Genomic DNA, 20,701 nt, shown 5'->3' with positions numbered 1-20,701 from the left:
GGTTTTAAATATGACTATTTTATTTTCTCCAAATCAAAGTAAAAATTATGTTCTTTCTGATCAGTCGTTCTAACTGATAATATTATAGGAAGGTCAGGCATAATGTCTTTTTCAAAAAAATAAAAATAACATTGAGCATTAAATATGGTTTGTCCTTTATCCAGATGCACTTTTTCTCCCTCTGCAGGTATTATCATTTGGTATGCCTTAATTACATTATTATCTTGTTTAACGATAACACTAGCATCTTTTGCAAAATCCTCTTTTTCTCCAAATAAAACTGTGCTAAAACTCAATAAGCCTGAATAATTTTCTAATACTTCTTCGCTGTCTAGTATGGCAATATCATGGCCATTTAAGCTTTTCTCCCTAGCATCTGTAGCTATTAACAAATAAGAAGTATACAAATAGGAACGTTCAGTCGTACCATTTAATTTTTCAGCCTTTTCTTCATAAGAGATCCATGGCAACAAAAACTCTTGCAATGAATCTTTATTCCTTAAGTTTCCATAATCCTGCGCCTCTTTTATTACATCCAAATTAATAGAAGAAATCGCCAATGTTTGGGTAATGAATAGTACTGAAAAAATAATTGTCAAAACAATAAATCTCATTTTAAGCACCTCACTTTATGAAGCATATTATTTACACTGCAAATGATAAAGCATAAAACTCTCCTTATCACAGCAACAAGTGGATAAAGAAATCCAACTTCATATATGCAGAGAAGTTGGATTTCTTACTTTCTATAAAAAGCTTGATCAGATTGGCATTATAAATATGTTCCGCGGAAAACTTCCACTGCAGGACCAGACATATAGATATGATTATCTGAACCCCATTCAATCAGTAACTGTCCCCCATCTAATTCAACAGTAGCCTGACGGTCCGTTTTTCCATTTAATACGGCTGCAACTAATGTAGCGCAGGCACCTGTACCACAAGCCATCGTAACACCAGCTCCTCTTTCCCAAACACGCATACGTAATTCTTGTTTATTTAGTACTTGCACAAATTCTACATTGGTTTTCTTTGGAAAGGCAGCATGCGTTTCAATTTTAGCTCCAATATCGCTTAGGTTAATGCCAGTAATATCGTCAACGAAAAGGATGCAATGAGGATTGCCCATTGATACACCAGTGATTCGATGTTCAGTGCCATCTATTTCTAAAACTTCATCAACAACCTGCTCATCTTCATTACCAACCATAGGTAATTCCCCACGTTTCAGACGAGGTTCTCCCATATCAACCCGTATAGTACTAAGCACATCATCAATAAAGATTAATTCTGGCTTAATAAGACCTGCTTTCGTTTCTAGAGTAATTTTTTTCTTATTCGTTAAACCATATTCAAAAACATATCGAGCAATGCATCTTGTAACATTGCCACACATTTCAGCCTCACTGCCATCTGAATTAAAAATTCGCATTTGAAAATCCGCTATTGCTGAAGGCAAAATAACGACTAGCCCATCAGCACCGATTCCAAAATATCGATCACAAACCTGGATTGCCATTTCATTGTAATTGTTAATTTTTTCTTCAAGTCCATTAACAATCACAAAATCATTACCTAGTCCATGCCATTTGCTAAAATTAAACTTCATATTATATTCTCCTCATTATGAATTAAATAATTTATTTAATGTACCCGCCCAACAACAGAACGTGATACACGTCTGCGGAAAAATAAATGTCTTGCTGCACTTATTATAAAGGTCCAGCCTGAGACAACTAGAATAACGACCCAATCTTCTATTCCTAGTGGAACAGTAGCAAAAACCTCTTGCATAAATGGATGATAAATAACTAGTAACTGCATTAAAAGAGAACAGAAGGTTGCTAATATCAAGTATTGATTTTTAAATATCCCAATTTCAAAGACATTGTAAACTTCTGAACGACAATCAAAAACATGAAACATTTGAGAGAAAACCAACGTACAAAAAGCCATCGTTCTCGCTTCTGCTAAATCATTCTTTAAAAAGTACACTATAGAAAAAACAAATACCGTACTCATGCCAATTTGTAAACCTCGGGTAATAATCTTACGGCTAAGTCCACGAGAAAATACACTTTCTTTTGGATTTCTTGGCGGTCGATTCATAATGTCATGATTGTTAGGATCAACACCTAATGCCATGGCTGGCAAACCATCTGTCACTAAATTAACCCATAAAATTTGCACTGGCAATAAGGGTAATGGTAATCCTGCAATGGTCGCAATAAACATCGTAAGTACCTCACCTAAATTACAGGATAGCAAATAGCGAATAAATTTACGAATATTATCATAAATGCCACGTCCCTCTTCCACAGCAGCAACAATCGTTGCAAAGTTATCATCGGCTAGCACCATAGAAGCAGCTTCTTTTGTAACATCAGTCCCAGCCGTTCCCATTGCAATGCCAATGTCCGCTTCTTTTATTGCAGGTGCATCATTCACACCATCACCAGTCATTGCAACGATATGCCCTTGCCGCTTTAAAGCTTTTACAATACGTAATTTGTGGGCAGGAGATACACGTGCATAGACGGTAACACGATTAATAATGTTAGTAAATTCTGTATCGTCTAATTCATCAAGTTCGGTACCAGTCAGAGCCTGATTTTTGTCTTCTTTAAAAATTTGCAACTCTTTGGCAATCGCTACAGCCGTGTTGCGATGATCCCCCGTAATCATAACGGTCTTTATGCCAGCTTGTCGGCATAACGCAATGGCAGGCTTGACTTCTTGCCGCGGAGGATCGATCATCCCGATTAGGCCTACGAAAACCAGATCTTTTTCCAGTTCTTCACTCACATGGCTAGCTTCCACCTTAGTTAACTGACGGTATGCTACAGCTAATACTCTAAGGGCCTGGTCTGTCATTCTTTCATTGGCTGTCAGTATTTCAGCTTTTGTTTCTGACGTCAGCAGGACTTCCCCTTTATTGGTGCTATAATGCTGGCACATATCTAAAATGATATCCGGGGCACCCTTCACATAAATAACATTTCGATTGTTTTTCTCATAAATAACTGACATCCGACAACGTTCTGATTCAAAGGGGATTTCAGCTAATCGCTGCTGATGTTTTTCGGCTGCTAAACGCCATATGTTGGCTTTAGCAGCGGCAATCACAATAGCGCCTTCTGTTGGATCACCTTCAATAGACCAGCCTCCATTCGCTTCACGACGCCATAAACCAGTTATCCCTATATTATTACGCTTTAAAATACTATTATTACACAATACACCAACTTCTAGGCAATGTAATAAACATTTATCCTTTGTAGGATCAAATTCCTGCTTGTTTAATAAAAAATTTCCCTTTATTTCATAGCCAGTACCGGTTACTTCATAAATATTTCCAGACGTAAAAATTCTTTTTACGGTCATAGCATTTTGAGTAAGAGTTCCAGTTTTGTCGGAACAAATCACCGTTGTACAACCAAGCGTTTCAACAGCAGGCAGTTTTCTGATAATAGCATTGCGCTTTATCATACGTTGTACACCTAAAGCCAATGCAACTGTAACGATGGCTGGCAAACCTTCGGGAATCGCAGCCACTGCCAAACTAATTCCTGCCATACACATTAATAATAATGGTTCCCCTTTGAGCACGCCTGTCACAACAACTACTACACAAATCAGTAAACATCCCCATACTAACCAACGCCCTAAAGACTCTAGGCGTCGTTCCAGCGGTGTACTTTCATGTTCCACATCCTGAATCATATGAGCAATATGTCCCACCTCAGTTGCCATGCCTGTAGCGCAGACTACAGCCTTGCCTCGCCCTTTAACGATACTGGTTCCAGCATACACCATATTCTTACGATCACCCAAAGAACTGCTTTCCTTATATTCTTTATCTACGATTTTACGTACAGGCAGAGATTCACCGGTTAAAGTAGCTTCATCCACTTCCATATTTTTTACATCTATTAATCTGGCATCAGCAGCAATGCGATCCCCAGATTCTAAAGCCATAATGTCACCTGGCACCATTTCCCGCGCTTTTACTTGCTGCAGTATACCATTACGAATCACATGAGCCACCGGCGCAACCATTGTTCTTAACGCTGCCATTGATTTTTCTGCTCGATGTTCCTGAACAAAGCCTAATATTGCATTGATCATTACAATTGCTAAAATCGTTGCTGAATCGACATATTCTCCTAAGAATGCTGAAATGAGCGTAGCCGCTAGCAAGACTAAAACCATAAAATCCTGAAATTGGGCAAAAAATCGTTTCCACCATGGCGTCTTTTCTTTTTCGGCCATTTCATTATAGCCAAATTCAGCGATTCTACTTTTTACTTCACTTGAAGTCAAGCCATCATGTGGATCTGTTCTCCAAAATTCAATTGCTTCTTGCGCTGTACGCGTATACCATTTATCAGCCACTATGCCACCTCACTACCATGTGCTTTTTTTATTCATGTTATTCCTTTCACCCTCTAATTAGACCTAAATTGACCGTCCAATAGCAAAATGGTATACTAGTGAAAATTACAAAACATAGTTATAAGCAGGAATCATGATACGTATTTTATTAAATGGAGGCTATCATATGGCTCTAGATGGATTATCTCTATCAACATTGTTAATCGAATTAAATAACAAACTTACAGGCGGCAGAATTGATAAAATCTTTCAGCCCGATAAATATACATTGCTTTTGTGGGTTAGGCAGGCCAATGAAAATCTACGCTTACTCATCTCTGTCAACCCTAAGCATCCCCGTATCCATTTAACTGAAGCAGCCTTGGAAAATCCAGCAACACCTCCAGCTTTTTGTATGTTATTACGAAAACATCTGGAAGGTGGTCGTATTGCTAACATCAACCAGCATAGCCTTGATCGCATTGCGCTAATTTCTATTGATTTTCGTGGTGAAGACGGCACGATTACAACAAAAGATTTAACTGTAGAATTAATGGGTAAACATAGTAACATTATTCTCACACAAAATAACATTATACTGGATGCGATAAAACGAATTGGCGCAAATTTAAGTCGTTCACGACAAGTTTTACCTCGAATGGAATACACATTTCCTCCTGGGCAGATGCGTTTAAATTTACTGACTGCGCCCGTATCTGATTTTTTTAACGCAATAACGACTCTAGAAACACCTCTTGTTACGAAAGCTATGATTCAGGTAGGAATCGGCATTGGTCCTATAACTGCCAAGGAAATTCTTTGGCGAGCAGGTTTACCTAGTGATATTGCCACTTATAGTTTAGACACTGCAGACATCCTTGCATTAAATGAAGCAACACAAAGTATTATTACTTACATAAAATCAGGGGAATCACTCCCCACTGTAATGACGGGTTTAGAAAGTGAACTGGCTGGCATTGCGTCTTTTCCATTAGAACATTTAGCGTCTAAATACACAGCTTATAACTTCTCTACTATGAGTCAGGCCGTTGAATTTACAGACAGCCTTTCCGGCAAAAAGCAGCTCCCTGAACAGACTATTTTATCAAAGCTTGTCATCGAAGAAAGTAATCGTTCGCAGCGCAAAAAGCTAATTCTTATACAAGAATTAGCTGATGCAGACAATGCCGATTTTTTTCGTGAATGTGGCGATATTCTAATGGCAAACCTCTACAACCTACCGCAAGACCAAGATACAGTTACCTTGGAAAATTTATATAGCCACTCACTAGATGACAACAAAATAATTATAAATTTTGATACAAGGCTTTCGCCATTAGAAAATGCTCAGTTTTATTATACAAAATATAATAAATTAAAACGTGCTAAAGAATCATTGGATGGACAACTACGCCAATGTATGGAAGAAATAGCCTATCTTGAAAGTATCACCGTTTCTCTTGAGCACGCCACAAATAGCTCTGAACTTGGCGATATTCGAGAAGAATTGATTAGCACAGGCTATCTAAAAAGAGCGACGAAACGCCGTATGCCCATCCCTCCTTCCTCTCCTCTAACAGCCGTAACCCCTGATGGATTAACGATATTAATTGGAAAAAACAATCGTCAAAATGATATTGTCACCTTTAAGCAGGCACAACATAATGACATCTGGTTCCATACTAAGGATATCCCAGGGTCTCATGTTATTTTAAGATCTGGTTCTCAAAATCCTCCCCTGCAGTCCATTGAAGCAGCCGCTCATTTAGCCGCCTACTATAGTAAAGCGAGTCAATCATCAAATGTACCTGTTGACTATACCCAACGACGTTATGTAAAAAAACCATCTGGTGCTAAACCTGGCTTTGTTATTTACGATCACCAAAATACGATTTATATTACACCCGATGAAAAAATAGTTGCCTCACTAGTAAAAAAGTAATCCTCTTTGTCAAAAAATCAAATCAATTCTTTTAATTTAAATTGTCAAATATTAAAGACCTTTGCTAGTCATTGTAACAGCAAAGGTCTTTAACATTATTTAAAATCTATATTTTTTACTCGGCAAATTCCTTAATAACTACTTTATCAGCCTCATCAACAGGCATTAATTGTACTCCAACCACTTCTTTACTGGAAGTAGGCACATTCTTCCCGACATAATCCGCACGAATAGGAAGTTCACGATGACCACGATCCACAAGGACGGCTAACTGAATGACCTTAGGTCGCCCAATATCAATAATCGCATCAAGAGCAGCACGTACAGTACGCCCAGTGTATAATACATCATCAATCAGTATAATTGTTTTACCACTAATATCAACAGGTATTTGCGTTTCATGTACGATCGGCTGATAACTAAGCGTAGATAAATCATCACGATATAACGTAATATCTAAAATTCCTACAGGCAGCTCTGCACCTTCAATGCGCTTTATTTCAGCTGCTAACCGTTCTGCTAAAGGGACGCCGCGAGTTCTTATTCCTACTAAAATTAAGTCCTTAATCCCCTTATTATTCTCAATAATCTCATGAGCAATACGAATGAGTCCCCGTCTTATGGCTTGCTCATCCATAATTACAGTTTTCTCTACTAAAGTACTCATATCCCTACCCCTTCCTAATTATATGTATTTTTTTGCCGTAATTCTTTTAAAATCATTTCCATATCTTCCGGTAACGGTGCTGTAAATATCATAATCTCTTCCGTAACAGGATGAGAGATTCTGAGTTCAGCGGAATGTAAAGCTTGCCCTATGATAGAAAAAGGCATACGCCCAGGTCCATATTTAGGATCGCCAACAACGGAATGTCCAATATAGGTCATATGCACCCTAATTTGATGTGTACGCCCAGTGAGCAATTTACATTCTACTAAGGTATAATCACCAAATCGTTCCATCACACGAAATTTCGTAGTTGCTTCCTTACTATTAGTAAAGGTTACTGACATTTTTTTGCGATCACTAGGATGACGCCCAATTGGTGCCTTAATAACGCCGTGATCTTCCTTAATATTTCCATATACAATTGCCAAATAACGCCGACTGGCCGTACGATCCTTGATTTGCTTAGCCAGGCTCACATGTGCTCTATCACTCTTGGCAACCACCATAACACCTGAAGTATCTTTATCTAGACGATGAACAATCCCCGGACGGGCGACACCATTGATGCCTGACAAATCTTCACAATGTTCTAATAAAGCATTTACTAAAGTACCATTATAATTCCCCGCAGCAGGATGTACAACCATGCCTCGGGATTTATTAATAATAATAATATCATTATCTTCATATAAAATGGCAAGTGGAATTTCTTCCGCTGTTAATTCTAAAGTTTTAATTTCAGGTATACTTACTTGAATATCATCTAACGCTTGCACCTTGTAATTGGCTTTTACTATTTTTTCGTTGACTATAACATCTCCACTACTGATAAGTCTTTGTACTGCAGAACGAGATGTATCAGGCTTCTGTTTAGTTAAAAATACATCTAAACGCTCTCCTGCTTGCGATTCACTTATATGATAATAATACATTTTATTACCCATTTGCTTCATCCTCTTTATGTAAATAAACCATAGTAAAAACAATACAACCTACGCCACATACAATGGCCGCATCTGCAATATTAAAAACAGGCCAAATACGAAAATCAAAAAAATCAATTACATAACCTGTTTTGACGCGATCAATCACATTCCCAATTGCTCCCCCTACCAATAAACCAGTGCCAAAGCGCAATAAGCTATACTTCTTTGGTATCCGCGGATAAAAATAAATCGCAGCTGATACTAAGCTAACTGCCACTATTAAAAAAAATAGCGTTTGATGTTCAAATAACCCAAAGGCAGCTCCTGGATTTAAAACATAGGTAATATGGAAAATATCATCAATCACAGGTATAGACATCCCCAGAGTCATATGTGTTTGAATATAAAATTTAGACAACTGATCCATTATCACCACGAATACTACTATTAATATAGGCACTAATCTTCTCTCCTATCCTGTACATAACATTTTTCTTTCGTATAAAATAGATTTTCATCTACTAATTATTATCACGCATTATAAGCTTACTATATATAATAAACAAAAATTGGTCAAAGGTAAAGTTTTTACTGTTTACGTATCTTTACCTCCGGCCAATTGGTGACTGAACTTTTGGCAAAAAGAAAAGCTCAGAAATTCTGAGCTTTTCTAGTGAAATCATTTTTAAAATTTCACTCAAAAATGACTAAGGCTTGGTGCCTATGTCTATGACTTAGTATACCCAAGTCATTTGCTTTAATTATGTTACTTATTCTGGGCTAATTGCTCCCACTGGACAGGTTGCAGCACAAGAACCACAGTCAATACATTTTTCATCGATAACATATTGAGCATCACCTTCAGAAATAGCTTCAACTGGGCAAACAGAAGCACAAGCACCACATGAAATACAGCTACTATCAATTTTATACATGAATTTCACCTCCTATGTAGATCACTGTATACCATTATACTATATACTAACAAGAAATCACATAACTAATATCATATTTAATATGATATTTTTACATTATACTTATACTCTCCTTCTAGAAACTTATAAATTTTATTATATATTCCCCGTAGTTACTCTTTATCAGGAAAAAACCTTCGCTCTATATCCTCGCTGAAATAATACCCAAAAGCACCGATAGCAAGCAACAAAGAAGTAATGATAACCGTGGCACGAACACTATGTGTAAGATTTTGACCGATAACAGAATATATGAGAATCGCAGGCGCTTGCCCAATTGCCGTTGCAATTGCAAATTGACAAAAAGAAAGAGTCGTTAGTCCAACACCATAGCTGATCACTTTAAAGGGAATAATGGGTGTCAAGCGAGTAATAAATACAGCAAATATACCATGCTTACGAAGAAATGCATCTGTTAACTTTAAATACTTGTTATTTATAAATTTTTCAACAATTGGTCGTCCATACCATCTTGCAATAGCAAAATCTAAACATGCTCCAAGTAATGCTCCCAGCCAGGAATAAACCGCCCCATACTGCCAGCCAAAAACCCAAGCATTAGTAATGGTAATTGCTAATCCTGGAACAAAAGGGATTAGCGACTGCAGCGTCATTAACAGGATACTGCACATAGGTGCCCAAAAACCATAGGACAAAATAAATTGACGTAATCCGTCAAAGTCCCGATCCCATAATAAGGAGAATCCACTTTCAAAAAATTCTTGTATGCCAGGCAAATAAAAATATCCAATTACAGCAATAACCAATACCCCAAGTCGATACATAACACCTTTCGCTATCATCATTGGTGTTGCCATAAAAGCACCTCCTAGCAAAACTACCCCTTCACCGATGGATTATATATATATATTACGCTACTATCTTTATACTTTGACACACATAACTCCTGCTGCGAATTAAAAAACTGGGCTTAAAATTATCGCCCAGTTTTTTAATTTATAAACTCATACGTTTATTTTTTAAAACAACAGATTCTGTAACTATTTTCCTTCACGGACTTCCATCTCTTTCTTTTACAGGAATAGCATCTGCCGGATCAACAATTCCCTGCTGTTCATCACTATTATTGAATAACTTTTTGTAATTACGGCTTCCAGGAATATCCTGGGGTGTATCAGAGCTGCCATAACGCATGACCGCTTGTAAGGCATCCTCACCATCAAAACCAATAAATTCATTTTTATCATGATCTAAAAAATTCTGTTGAAAAGGTGGCGTTAGCACCTCCTCTTCTAAAGGCCTTGGGATGGAATCAACAACATCGTATTGCTCCTGACATTGTATGCATTCGTTCGCCCAAGGAATAGCCTCTAACCTAGCTACAGGTATTTCTTTGCCACAGGTACTACAATATTCATAGTTTCCATTATCTATTTTCTTAAGAGCTTTTTCCACTCGCGACAATAGAACTTGCGCATTATCTTTTAAAGCAATATCTTTACTGCGTTCAAATAATTCATCGCCAATATCAGCAGGATGATTATCACAGACCGATAATTCTCCCGTTGAATAGGATAAACTTGTTTCTAATCCTGATTCTTCCAAAGAAGTAATTTGCTTTACTAACTCCTGCTTCTCTTCGTTTAATCGTTTTGCTAATTCTTTATATTTTGCAGCATCCAAATTACCCTCTCCTAATGAATAATCTTCGTTACTTCACCGATTCTGAGTCTTTCTTTAGCAGGTTTATCGGCTTCGTTGCTATACCCTAAACAAAGAATAGCTACTGCTCGAAGTCTAGGAGGAGCCTCCACTGCTTGCTGGATTTTGATTTCATCAAAAGCGCCAATCCAGCAGGTAGAAATCCCCAGTCCATAAGCTGCTAATATCATATTTTCTGCGGCAACCGCAGTATCTTGCAAACAATATAATTGAGCACCACGCTCACCATATTTTTCATTAGAACGAGCTGGGTCAGCTAATATAACAATACTCACCGGTGAATTTTCAATTTGATTTTGCTCAAAACAAGCTTCAGCCACTTTTCTTTTAACTTCTTGATTCTTTATTACATAAAAATACCATGGCTGCAAATTTCCTGCACTAGGAGCCCAGCAACCCGCCTCTAAGATTCTTGTTAAGGTAGGTTCAGGTATATCTTGCTGCAGAAAATTTCTAACGCTATGACTTTCCCTCATACAATCAAAAACATCTTTCGTCATACACAAACACTCCTATTTCTTTAAAATTTTCCATTCTTCATTTCTACAATGTGTATAATATCTGCTACGAAGTTTCCAATACCCGGTATGTTGAGTAAAATAAGTTGTTGTAATAAGTTTAATACCATAGCAAAAAATACAGATGCTCCAATGGCAATGCCTAATCCTCGCGCGATTCCAGCAATAAAATTGATGAGAATCAGTTTTCCTGGTCGTTCGAGAAGTTCCATATATTCAGCAATGCGCATTGACTCTAAATGGCATATCAATCTTTTTAATTGTACTGTAATTACATCTTGCTTTCCTTGCTGCTCCACTAAACATACCTCCAATTCTATTATCTCCATCTTATAAAAAAAAAAACCGGAAACAAGTTCCGGTTTTTTACGTTCATTATAATTTGACTACTACATCATCGCAACGGCTACATAGTGTTTCGTGCTTCTCCATCTTTCCTACAGTATCACTATAAATCCAGCAACGTTCACATTTTTGACCTTCCGCTTGTGATACGACAATTGACAATGCCATATCCTCTACTTGATATGCACTTTCCGGTGCTTTTCCAGTATCTTCTACAACATGAATCTTTGATACAATCAAAATATTTGCCCACTCTTTATCCATAGCTGATAATTGAGTAAATATCTTATCATTTGCATACAGTGTAACCTCTGCATCCAAAGAATGTCCGATCACTTTATTACGCCTAGCAGTTTCTAAAGCTTTTGTAATCTCACTACGCATTGCCAATATAGAAGTCCATTTTGCTTCTAAGTCAGCATTAAGATATTCATCATGGACCATTGGCCAATCAGCCAACTGCACACTTTCTGGCATATTTTGTTCTTGTTTCATATGCTGCCACACTTCTTCAGCAGTAAAGGTAAGAACAGGTGAAATAAGACGTACCAAAGTATTTACGATTTCATACATAACAGTTTGTGCTGCACGCCGCTCTCTGGAAGCAGGCAAAGCCGTGTATACGCGATCTTTTAATATGTCTAAGTAAATTGAGCTTAAATCAACAGTACAAAAATTATGTACCGTATGATAGATTAAATGAAACTCATACTCTTCATACGCTTTTGTAACTTTCTCACGAACTTGTTCTAATCGTAAAAGTGCCCACCGATCGATCTCTAATAACTCATTATAGCCTACTTTATCTGTATCTGGATTAAAATCATGAATACTGCCTAGAATGTAACGGAAGGTGTTGCGTATTTTTCGATATACTTCAGACAACTGTTTCAAGATATCGTTCGAAACACGAACATCCGCCTGATAGTCAGCAGAGGCTACCCATAAACGCAAAATGTCAGCCCCATATTTTTTAATAACATCCTGTGGAAAAATAACATTACCAACGGATTTAGACATTTTACGACCATCACCATCTACCACAAAACCATGAGTAAGAACCGCTTTATAAGGAGCAATTCCCTTTGTTGCCACCGATGTTAATAAAGATGACTGAAACCACCCTCGATGCTGATCGCTTCCCTCTAAGTATAAGTCAGCTGGCCATGCAAGTTCATCATGCTGCTCTAGTACAGCTGCATGACTTGATCCACTGTCAAACCAAACATCCATAATATCCGTTTCTTTGCGAAAAGTATCGTGACCACAATGAGAACAAGTAAAGCCTTCTGGCAATATTTCACTTGAATCTTTGGCCCACCATGCATCAGAACCTTCTTGACGAAATAAATTCTTAACAGCAGTAATCGTTATATCATTGATGACATGTTCATTACATTGTGTACAATAAAAAATGGGAATTGGAACTCCCCATACCCTTTGACGAGAAATACACCAGTCATGACGATCCGCCACCATATTATGTATCCGATCTTCGCCCCAGCCAGGAATCCATTTTACATCTTTAATCGCTTGCAATGCTTGTTCCCTAAACCCATCTACTGATGCAAACCACTGTTCCGTTGCCCGATAAATAACAGGATTTTTACAACGCCAGCAATGAGCATATTGGTGTTTGATTTTGCCCTTGCCCAATAACATATCACGTGCTGCTAATTCTTTGATCACAGGGACATCGGCATCATGTATTAACATGCCTTCAAATATGCCACCTTCAGCCGTAAAGCGCCCTGCATGGTCCACGGGATTAATGACTGGCAATCCATGCCTTATACCCGTTTCAAAATCGTCTGGGCCGTGTCCTGGAGCCGTATGTACACAGCCAGTACCTTGTTCTAGGGTAACGTAGTCAGCTAAAACAATTATAGACTCCCGCTCTATAAAGGGATGGGAGAAAACCACACCTTCAAGATCAGCCCCCTTTAAAGTTGACAATATAGTATAGCTTTCTAGTTTATTATCTTTTGCTACCGCGTCAATCAATTCTACTGCTAAAAGATAAATTTCACCTTGGGATTCCACCCATGCGTATTCTAATTCCGGATGAACAGCAATGGCAACATTGGCCGGCATTGTCCAAGGCGTGGTTGTCCAAATGACACCATATACATTTTCAGCATTTATTCCTACAGGCAAAGTCCCTTTATCATCTACTAAAGGGAACTTAACATAAATGGTATGAGATTTTTTTTCTGCATATTCAATTTCAGCTTCTGCCAAAGCAGTCTCACATGAAGTACACCAGTATACCGATTTTAACCCTTTATAAATATGACCTTTCTTAGCCATTTCTCCAAAGACCTCGATCTGCTTCGCTTCATAGGCAGGCCGCAATGTTACATATGGATTGTCCCAATCAGCACCAATACCTAAACGTTTGAAGTCTTGACGCTGGGTATCAACAAATTTCAAAGCATAATCCTTACATTCACGACGTAAATCCAATGGTTTTAGCTCATGCCTATTTAGACCGAGTATTTTTATGGCAGCATGTTCAATCGGTAGACCATGAGTATCCCAACCAGGTACATAAGGAGTATTAAATCCACGTAATGATTTGTATTTCAAAATCATATCTTTTAAAATCTTATTTAAAGCATGACCAATATGAATATCACCATTCGCATAAGGAGGCCCATCATGTAAGATAAATTTAGGCTTTTCCACCTGCGTTGTACGTTTCTCATAAATCTTTTGCTGCTTCCAGTAGTTGAGCATTTCAGGCTCTCTCTCTGGTAAATTCCCTCGCATTGGGAATTCAGTTTGCGGTAAATTAAGGGTTTTACTATAATCCAACAATAACACCTCCAAAAAAAATAAAACCTCTTCATCCCTAAAGGGACGAGAGGTTGTTTCCCGTGGTACCACCCTAATGACTTTGCAGCCACTTTAGAACGATATAACGCTCGTTAAACGGCAAATCTTACTGTATTTCAGTTTGCAGTTCAGGAGTGATCTTCACTAAACTTGATTACTATTAGGCTCACACTATTCCCAACTCGCTGTAAAATCAAATTTTTAGCTACTGTCTCCATCATGACTTGTATCATTATTAACATTCTACAATAAAATTGATTATAACCAATAAAAGGTACATTGTCAAATTACGTTATTCATCCTCACCAGATTCACCTAATATCTCTAACTGTGCTTGTACAAGGGTACGCATACGAACACGATATACATCAACCTGTTTTTTCAAATCCTGATATTCACTAGCCATACGCCGTACTTTGTTGGCAGCTTCCTCTACGAGTTTTTGAGCGTTGATCTCTGCTTCTTTTATCATTAGTTCTGTTGTCTTTTTAGCGTTTAGCTTTACTTCTTCCGCTGTTTCCTGAGCGACAATTAATGTATTATGTAAAGTATTTTCCATATGTTGAAAATGTTCTAATTTACTATTAAGTCGGTCCATATTCTCTTTCAACTCAATATTTTCCCGATATAATAGCTCATAATCTTTTATGACTCGGTCAAGAAATTCATCGACATCTTCTTCGTTATATCCTCGAAAGCTTCTTTTAAATTCTTTATTATGAATATCTAATGGGGTTAGCATGAATACACCTCCACGTATCTACATAAAACGTTTTAATACAATACTCATTCGTCCTTTTCTGGTTTGACCCAATACTTCGCATACTTCGACTCTCCCCCGCCCCCGCATTGAAATAACATCATTTTCTTTAATGGACTGAGCACTATTTTTAGCTTCCTGCCAGTTTACTTTTAGTTTACCTGCTACGATTTCCTCCGACATTCTGCTGCGGGAAGTACCAAAACCAGCTGCTGCTATGACGTCCAATCGAAGAGAAGCTACAGTCGTTTTGATTTCCTTTACTTTTTCTTCTCGATGAGCAATATCTGCGATCTTCAATTGCGCAATACTGATAGGCGCCGCACCAATCTTGCTAAAATTTTGCATAAGAAAATTGAAGAAAGATGAATCGATAATAATTTGGCATCCATGCCCGCACATAATGATGTCACCAATAATTTCTCGCTTAATACCAAGTGCCATCAATGCCCCCAATACATCTCGATGAGTAATTTGATAATATCTCTCATCCCATGTTACGGAAACAGCCTCTACTGCAACATCAGGGGTACCTCGAAACTCTTCATTTACAAAAACAGCTTTAACTCGCTCCGCCCCATCATAACCACCGCTGGATACTAGCTTTAATCGATCATAATGTGCACCAATCGTTTCTGCAATACTATAACCGTAAGGATCCAGAAACTCTGTTACTTTGTACTTTCGATTACGCAATGCCGCTTCAGCTAAATCCAATAATTTAGCTGCTAACTCACCCTCACCGCTAGCCTGATAATATCGTATAATTTTTTCTCGATCACCCATGTGATTTTTTCCCCATCTCCTGTGAACGTTTCGTAGCTGCTTCTACTGCATCAATTAAAGCTGCTCTTACACCCTTTTGCTCTAACACATGTATACCCGCAATAGCAGTTCCACCTGGGGAAGTTACCATATCCCTTAATCTTGCGGGATGTTCCCCTGTTTCCAGAACCATCTTAGCTGCTCCTAATAAGGTCTGAGCTGCCATAACCAATGAGTTTTGTCTGGACAAGCCAACCCGGACACCTGCATCCGTTAATGCATCAATAAGTACAAAGACGTATCCGGGACCACTACCTGATAATCCCGTTACTGCATCCATAGCATTTTCATCCATAATAATGGCTCTACCTACAGAAGCAAAAATAGTCAATACTAATTCGCCATTTTCTTCACCTGCATAATGCCCCAAAGCAAGAACAGACATACCTTCCCCTACTGCCACCGGAGTGTTTGGCATAACTCTTACAATTGGAATCCGTATCAATTTGCTCTCGAGTATTCCAATGGTAATTCCCGCTGCAATTGATACAACTAAGGTTGTAGGTGAAAGCAGCGGTGCAATGGCATCTAATACACCATTAATAATCTGAGGCTTCACAGTTAAAAATAATATATCTGCTGCCTTTACAGTATCCTTAATACTTAACGTCGTAAGTACACCAAATTTCCCAGCCATATGCTCTAGACGATTCTGTGAAATATCATTTACGATAATTTGACTCGGCGTAACTAAATTAGCTTTTAATATTCCATCAATTAAGGCTTCAGCCATAGCTCCGCTACCGATAAAACCGATTTTTTTATTCTGCAACATCTGGTAATCCCCCGTATTTTAACTCTTTATTTATTCCATGGTAAAAATTCTTTATCGCTGCCTTCTTCATGAGGACTATAAGTAACATCTACATTATTAGGAGCACAGAGAAATATGTTGTTACCAATTTTTTGAATGCTTCCAGCTAAAGCATAGGTAGTCCCACTAATAAAGTCAATCATACGCTTAGCAACTTCTTTATCACAATTCTCAAAATTCACAACAACAGGTTTTCGATTTTTCAAATGATCGGCTACATGTTGAGCATCATCAAAAGAGAATGGCTCCACTACCATAACTTTCATTTGTTTCTGAGCAGTAGGTAAATTGACTAGGTTACTATTTTTTTTCCCTTTCCCTACTTCTAATTCTTCTACTTTTTGCTTTGGATCTTCCTCTGCCTCTACTGGTTCAAATAAGCCTAAGCTTCCCCAGACTTTTTCCATAAACTTCATGTCCCTTTATACCTCCCTTTAATATTGACGCTGTCCAAATATCCCAGTACCAATACGTACTAAATTTGCTCCCTCTTCAACACCTACAATATAATCATTTGTCATTCCCATAGATAGCCACTCTATATTTGTGCTCGCCAAATTCATATTTTTTAGTTCCATAAACAATTGACACATATTGCGAAATAGAGGTCTGGCTTGCTCTGCATTTTCATAAAAAGGTGCAATCGTCATCACTCCGCATAATCGGACATGCTCTAGATTGCTAATACACTTTGCTAATGTTAAAACATCTTTGGAAGCAATCCCAAATTTGGTATCTTCATTAGCCATATTAACCTGGATCAGGATATCTTGCCGTTTCCCTAAGGCACCGGCGATACGATCAATTTCCAGAGCCAATTTTTTACTATCTACAGAATGAATCAGATCAAACAGCTGGATTGCTTGACGAACCTTATTGGTCTGCAGATGACCGATAAGATGCCATTCCACTTGTTTCTGAAGTATTTGAGCTTTTTTAGCGGCTTCTTGTATTCTATTTTCACCAATTGCCAGCACTCCAGCAGCAACCGCTTCTTGAATTGCTGCTACATCATGATTCTTTGTTACAGCTACCAATTTAACATTTTTAGATTCATTGATTAATGTCTTACTTCTCTTATGTACAGCACTATGAATATTTTCTATAACTTGGGTTAAGTTTGTTCGAATAGACATGGTAAACCCTCCATTATATGCATTATTCGCGAATAAACATTAATTTCCTCTTAAGTATCTCCTAAACATAAAAAATATATTGACATTACAATAATAAGAAAAACGCTGGCGCATCCTTTAAAACATATAAAACGAATCGAACCACAAAGACGCAAAGGACATAAAGGGTGGGTATTTAGTATTTTTTGTGCTCTCCTTTGTATGCCGCAGCTGCGGCATTGTGCCTTTGTGGTTCATAATTTCTTATATGCTTTCACTTGCAAAACTTATAAATTCTAAAAAAAATCTTGTAAGCATTCGCTTACAAGACAATAACAGCTCCGATTCTCCCAGTAGCCCCATTTTCTTTTCGATAAGAAAAAAATAATTCATGATTACAAGCAGTACACACTTCACTGGTTACCACGTTACTTCCTTTTACACCGATTTCTTCTAATTGGCGAACATTGGCTTTCCACAAATCAAAATACCATTTGCCCTTTTCATTGGCTTCTTTTATTAGTTCTTCCCAATTATTGAATTGTTTTTTTAGTTTATTGATTACGATTTCATCAACAACATAGCAGCAAGGACCAATAGAAGGAGCTATTCCAACTAGGCAATCCTCAGGTTTCGTACCAAAATTAGATTGCATGGAAAGGATTGTTTTTTGCGCAATCTTTTCCACCGTTCCTCTCCAGCCTGCATGAACTGCACCAATGGCTCGCTGTACCGGATCTACAATTAACACTGGGACACAGTCAGCAAAAAATAACATTAAAGGAATGCCCGGAACATTGGTAATTAGAGCATCTGTATTTGGGATTGCATCCTCGTAGCTGCCTGCTCCTCTTCCTTTCGCTTCCTTGGTTACCACTGCAATATGATCCGTATGAAGCTGTTGAGCGGTCACAATATGTTCTGAATGAATCCCAATCCCTTGACAAAATAGCTGCCGATTTATAATAACACTCTCATCACAATCACCTGTATGCAGCGCTACATTCAAGGAATGAAATGGAGGCTTACTTACCCCGCCAAATCGACTAGATATACCATGTTTAATAGCTAATGCACTGAAATGGGTAAACGTTCCATACCATTGCCCGCTAGTTCCATAGTTTAAAATAAATCGCTCCATCACTACACACTCCCATCAGCCTTTTTTACATATTCCACACCGAGTACAGCCTTGCGCACATGGAGCAGTAAATTCTTCTTTTTTAGCCTCTTCTAATTCTCGTTCTAAGTACAATGAATCTAGCCCCATATCCAGCACCTTCCAAGGCAAAATTTCACTTTCTGGCTCCCGCTGACGATATAAGTAATCTTCCTCACGAAGCATGTTCTTTTTCATCGCCTGCTTGAAGCCTTTACTGCCGCCCTTCTCGTGAGCGTCTAGCAATACAGCAGACAACCGCCGATCTCCTCTAGCTAAAACCCCTTGAATATAAGCTTCTTTTGGCGATTCAACCAATACTTCTATTCCTCTTCGTTGTCGCAAACTAGAGTTAATATACTTTAATCTTTTTTCTACTACTGAAACCTGAGTCATGGGCATCCACTGAAAAGGTGTAAAAGGTTTAGGAATAAAGGGATTAACACTTAAGGTTAACCGTCCTCTACTGCCCAAAGATTCCATATACTCTTTAATAGTTATTGCCATGGTAACGATTTCTTCAATGTCTTCTTCTTCCTCAGAAGGTAAGCCAATCATAATATAGAGTCGAATATGGGGTATCCCTGCGTTAACCGCCATTTTTATAGAATTAAATAGATGCTCATCTGTAATGGTTTTATTAATCACTTTGCGCAAACGGATACTCGCGGCTTCCGGAGCTAAAGTAATCGTTCGATGCTTACTAACAGCCAATGCATTTACTAAATCCAAGGTAAGAGTATCGGCTCTTAAAGAGGCGACAGACATATGCATTCCTTGCTCTAAAATAATATTACATAACGAATCAATCTCAGGATAATCAGAAATCGCAGCCCCCATTAATCCAACCTTACTGCGATATTCTTTTGCCTTTACAACAGCCGCTTCTAATGTCTTTAGCGATCTTACTCGAGGATTTCGATAGCAATACCCTGCCATACAAAATCGACAATGGCGACCACAGCCACGAGCCACTTCAATTAAAAACATATCTTTAAACTCAGTATTTGGAGTTACAATCACCGTCTGGGCCTCATACTGATCCAACTCTTGAATCCAGCGCCGCTGTACATGCTGGGGCACTCCCTCAGGACATGATACTTTTTTAATCGTACCATCTTCTTTATATTCCACTTGATAAAAACAAGGCACATATGCACCAGGAATTTGTGCTATTTCAAATAAGATTTCCTGCCTAGAGATATTATTATCACGTGCCTGATAATAGACATCTAATATTTCGTGTATGATTTCTTCGCCTTCACCAATGATAAACACATCAAATAAATCAGCTAAAGGTTCCGGATTAAAGGTCGCACACGGACCGCCTGCAATAACCAAAGGATCTTTTTCTCCCCGATCAGCAGCTAATACAGGAACCTTTCCAAGCTGTAAAATATTCACTACATTAAAATAATCCATTTCAAATGTTAGAGCAAAGCCAATTAAAGAAAATCCATATAATGGGCGTTGCGTTTCAATGGTCATTAACGGTGTATTTGTACGAATATATTCAGGCTCTGTTTTTCTGTCAGGTAAAAATAACCTTTCGCAGGCTGTATCTCCCCTAGAATTGACTTGTTGATAAATAATTTGAAATCCTAAATTGGACATTCCTACATGATATGTATTTGGATACACTAATGCAAAGCTTTGACGTGATCCAGGAGGAAAAACCATCGCTCCTTGTTCTTCTGCCAAAGTTTTCTGTAACTTTTCTTTTAATTGCCAAGTCAAAACTTATCACTCCATCTTAAA

The 20,701-nt window shown here is 38.0% G+C and carries 20 protein-coding genes and 1 other annotated feature; of the genes, 1 reads left to right on the top strand and 19 read right to left on the bottom strand.

Annotated elements, in window-relative coordinates:
• Positions 1–14: 14 nt before the first annotated feature.
• From JBW_RS10300 to JBW_RS10290, 3 genes are all read right to left on the bottom strand, one after another.
• On the bottom strand, positions 15–614 hold the full coding sequence (locus JBW_RS10300) for a hypothetical protein (protein ID WP_007953051.1): 600 nt from the start codon (positions 612–614) through the stop codon (positions 15–17).
• 158 nt (positions 615–772) lie between these two features.
• Complete coding sequence (gene dapF / locus JBW_RS10295) at positions 773–1,609, bottom strand: diaminopimelate epimerase (protein ID WP_007953052.1); 837 nt, start codon at positions 1,607–1,609, stop codon at positions 773–775.
• Positions 1,610–1,644: 35 nt separating this feature from the next.
• Complete coding sequence (locus JBW_RS10290) at positions 1,645–4,395, bottom strand: calcium-transporting P-type ATPase, PMR1-type (RefSeq protein ID WP_007953053.1); 2,751 nt, start codon at positions 4,393–4,395, stop codon at positions 1,645–1,647.
• A 166-nt stretch (positions 4,396–4,561) separates the two neighbouring features.
• Here JBW_RS10290 and JBW_RS10285 point away from each other — a divergent pair, with 166 nt between their 5' ends.
• Positions 4,562–6,316, top strand: coding sequence for an Rqc2 family fibronectin-binding protein (locus JBW_RS10285; RefSeq protein ID WP_007953054.1), 1,755 nt, complete (start codon positions 4,562–4,564; stop codon positions 6,314–6,316).
• 115 nt (positions 6,317–6,431) lie between these two features.
• Here the strand turns inward: JBW_RS10285 and pyrR are convergent, their stop codons facing one another.
• The 16 genes from pyrR to JBW_RS10205 all read right to left on the bottom strand — a co-directional run bounded on the left by pyrR (position 6,432) and on the right by JBW_RS10205 (position 20,680).
• The gene (pyrR, locus tag JBW_RS10280) at positions 6,432–6,983 is read right to left on the bottom strand and encodes a bifunctional pyr operon transcriptional regulator/uracil phosphoribosyltransferase PyrR (RefSeq protein ID WP_007953056.1); all 552 of its coding nucleotides are present in this window, start codon (positions 6,981–6,983) and stop codon (positions 6,432–6,434) included.
• 14 nt (positions 6,984–6,997) lie between these two features.
• Positions 6,998–7,930, bottom strand: a complete 933-nt coding sequence (locus JBW_RS10275) for an RluA family pseudouridine synthase (RefSeq protein ID WP_007953058.1) — start codon at positions 7,928–7,930, stop codon at positions 6,998–7,000.
• Complete coding sequence (gene lspA, locus JBW_RS10270) at positions 7,923–8,372, bottom strand: signal peptidase II (RefSeq protein ID WP_007953065.1); 450 nt, start codon at positions 8,370–8,372, stop codon at positions 7,923–7,925. The genes JBW_RS10275 and lspA overlap by 8 nt, the downstream gene beginning before the upstream one ends.
• 310 nt (positions 8,373–8,682) lie before the next feature.
• Entirely contained in the window at positions 8,683–8,847 is a 165-nt protein-coding gene (locus JBW_RS10265; RefSeq protein WP_007953067.1) for a DUF362 domain-containing protein, read from the bottom strand.
• Positions 8,848–8,999: 152 nt separating this feature from the next.
• Positions 9,000–9,704: a TVP38/TMEM64 family protein gene (locus JBW_RS10260; protein ID WP_007953069.1), complete on the bottom strand. Its 705-nt coding sequence runs from the start codon at positions 9,702–9,704 to the stop codon at positions 9,000–9,002.
• Positions 9,705–9,897: 193 nt separating this feature from the next.
• Positions 9,898–10,530 (bottom strand): TraR/DksA C4-type zinc finger protein, encoded by a 633-nt coding sequence (locus JBW_RS10255; protein WP_007953071.1) that lies wholly within the window; start codon positions 10,528–10,530, stop codon positions 9,898–9,900.
• An 11-nt stretch (positions 10,531–10,541) separates the two neighbouring features.
• On the bottom strand, positions 10,542–11,069 hold the full coding sequence (locus JBW_RS10250) for a nitroreductase family protein (RefSeq protein ID WP_007953073.1): 528 nt from the start codon (positions 11,067–11,069) through the stop codon (positions 10,542–10,544).
• Between the two features lie 20 nt (positions 11,070–11,089).
• Positions 11,090–11,386 carry a DUF5665 domain-containing protein gene (locus JBW_RS10245; protein WP_007953074.1) on the bottom strand — a complete coding sequence of 99 codons (297 nt, stop codon included), beginning with the start codon at positions 11,384–11,386 and terminating at the stop codon, positions 11,090–11,092.
• Positions 11,387–11,462: 76 nt separating this feature from the next.
• The gene (gene ileS, locus JBW_RS10240) at positions 11,463–14,258 is read right to left on the bottom strand and encodes an isoleucine--tRNA ligase (RefSeq protein ID WP_419177835.1); all 2,796 of its coding nucleotides are present in this window, start codon (positions 14,256–14,258) and stop codon (positions 11,463–11,465) included.
• Between the two features lie 29 nt (positions 14,259–14,287).
• Positions 14,288–14,500, bottom strand: a binding site (T-box leader).
• Positions 14,501–14,562: 62 nt separating this feature from the next.
• Entirely contained in the window at positions 14,563–15,012 is a 450-nt protein-coding gene (locus tag JBW_RS10235) for a DivIVA domain-containing protein (RefSeq protein WP_007934703.1), read from the bottom strand.
• An 18-nt stretch (positions 15,013–15,030) separates the two neighbouring features.
• Positions 15,031–15,816 (bottom strand): RNA-binding protein, encoded by a 786-nt coding sequence (locus tag JBW_RS10230; protein ID WP_007953076.1) that lies wholly within the window; start codon positions 15,814–15,816, stop codon positions 15,031–15,033.
• On the bottom strand, positions 15,809–16,630 hold the full coding sequence (gene proC / locus JBW_RS10225) for a pyrroline-5-carboxylate reductase (protein WP_007953078.1): 822 nt from the start codon (positions 16,628–16,630) through the stop codon (positions 15,809–15,811). Before proC ends, JBW_RS10230 begins: the two co-directional genes overlap by 8 nt.
• Positions 16,631–16,656: 26 nt before the next feature.
• Positions 16,657–17,085, bottom strand: a complete 429-nt coding sequence (locus JBW_RS10220; RefSeq protein ID WP_007943784.1) for a cell division protein SepF — start codon at positions 17,083–17,085, stop codon at positions 16,657–16,659.
• A gap of 18 nt (positions 17,086–17,103) precedes the next feature.
• Positions 17,104–17,805: a YggS family pyridoxal phosphate-dependent enzyme gene (locus JBW_RS10215; protein ID WP_007953080.1), complete on the bottom strand. Its 702-nt coding sequence runs from the start codon at positions 17,803–17,805 to the stop codon at positions 17,104–17,106.
• Positions 17,806–18,106: 301 nt separating this feature from the next.
• Positions 18,107–18,925, bottom strand: a complete 819-nt coding sequence (gene pgeF / locus JBW_RS10210) for a peptidoglycan editing factor PgeF (RefSeq protein WP_007953082.1) — start codon at positions 18,923–18,925, stop codon at positions 18,107–18,109.
• Positions 18,926–18,940: 15 nt separating this feature from the next.
• The gene (locus JBW_RS10205; protein ID WP_007953085.1) at positions 18,941–20,680 is read right to left on the bottom strand and encodes a TIGR03960 family B12-binding radical SAM protein; all 1,740 of its coding nucleotides are present in this window, start codon (positions 20,678–20,680) and stop codon (positions 18,941–18,943) included.
• Positions 20,681–20,701 lie beyond the last annotated feature (21 nt).

This window comes from Pelosinus fermentans JBW45, from assembly GCF_000271665.2.
Classification (GTDB): Bacteria; Bacillota; Negativicutes; order DSM-13327; family DSM-13327; genus Pelosinus; species Pelosinus baikalensis.
Note: the sequence above shows the minus strand (reverse complement) of the source record. Positions and strands in the feature narration are given on the sequence as shown.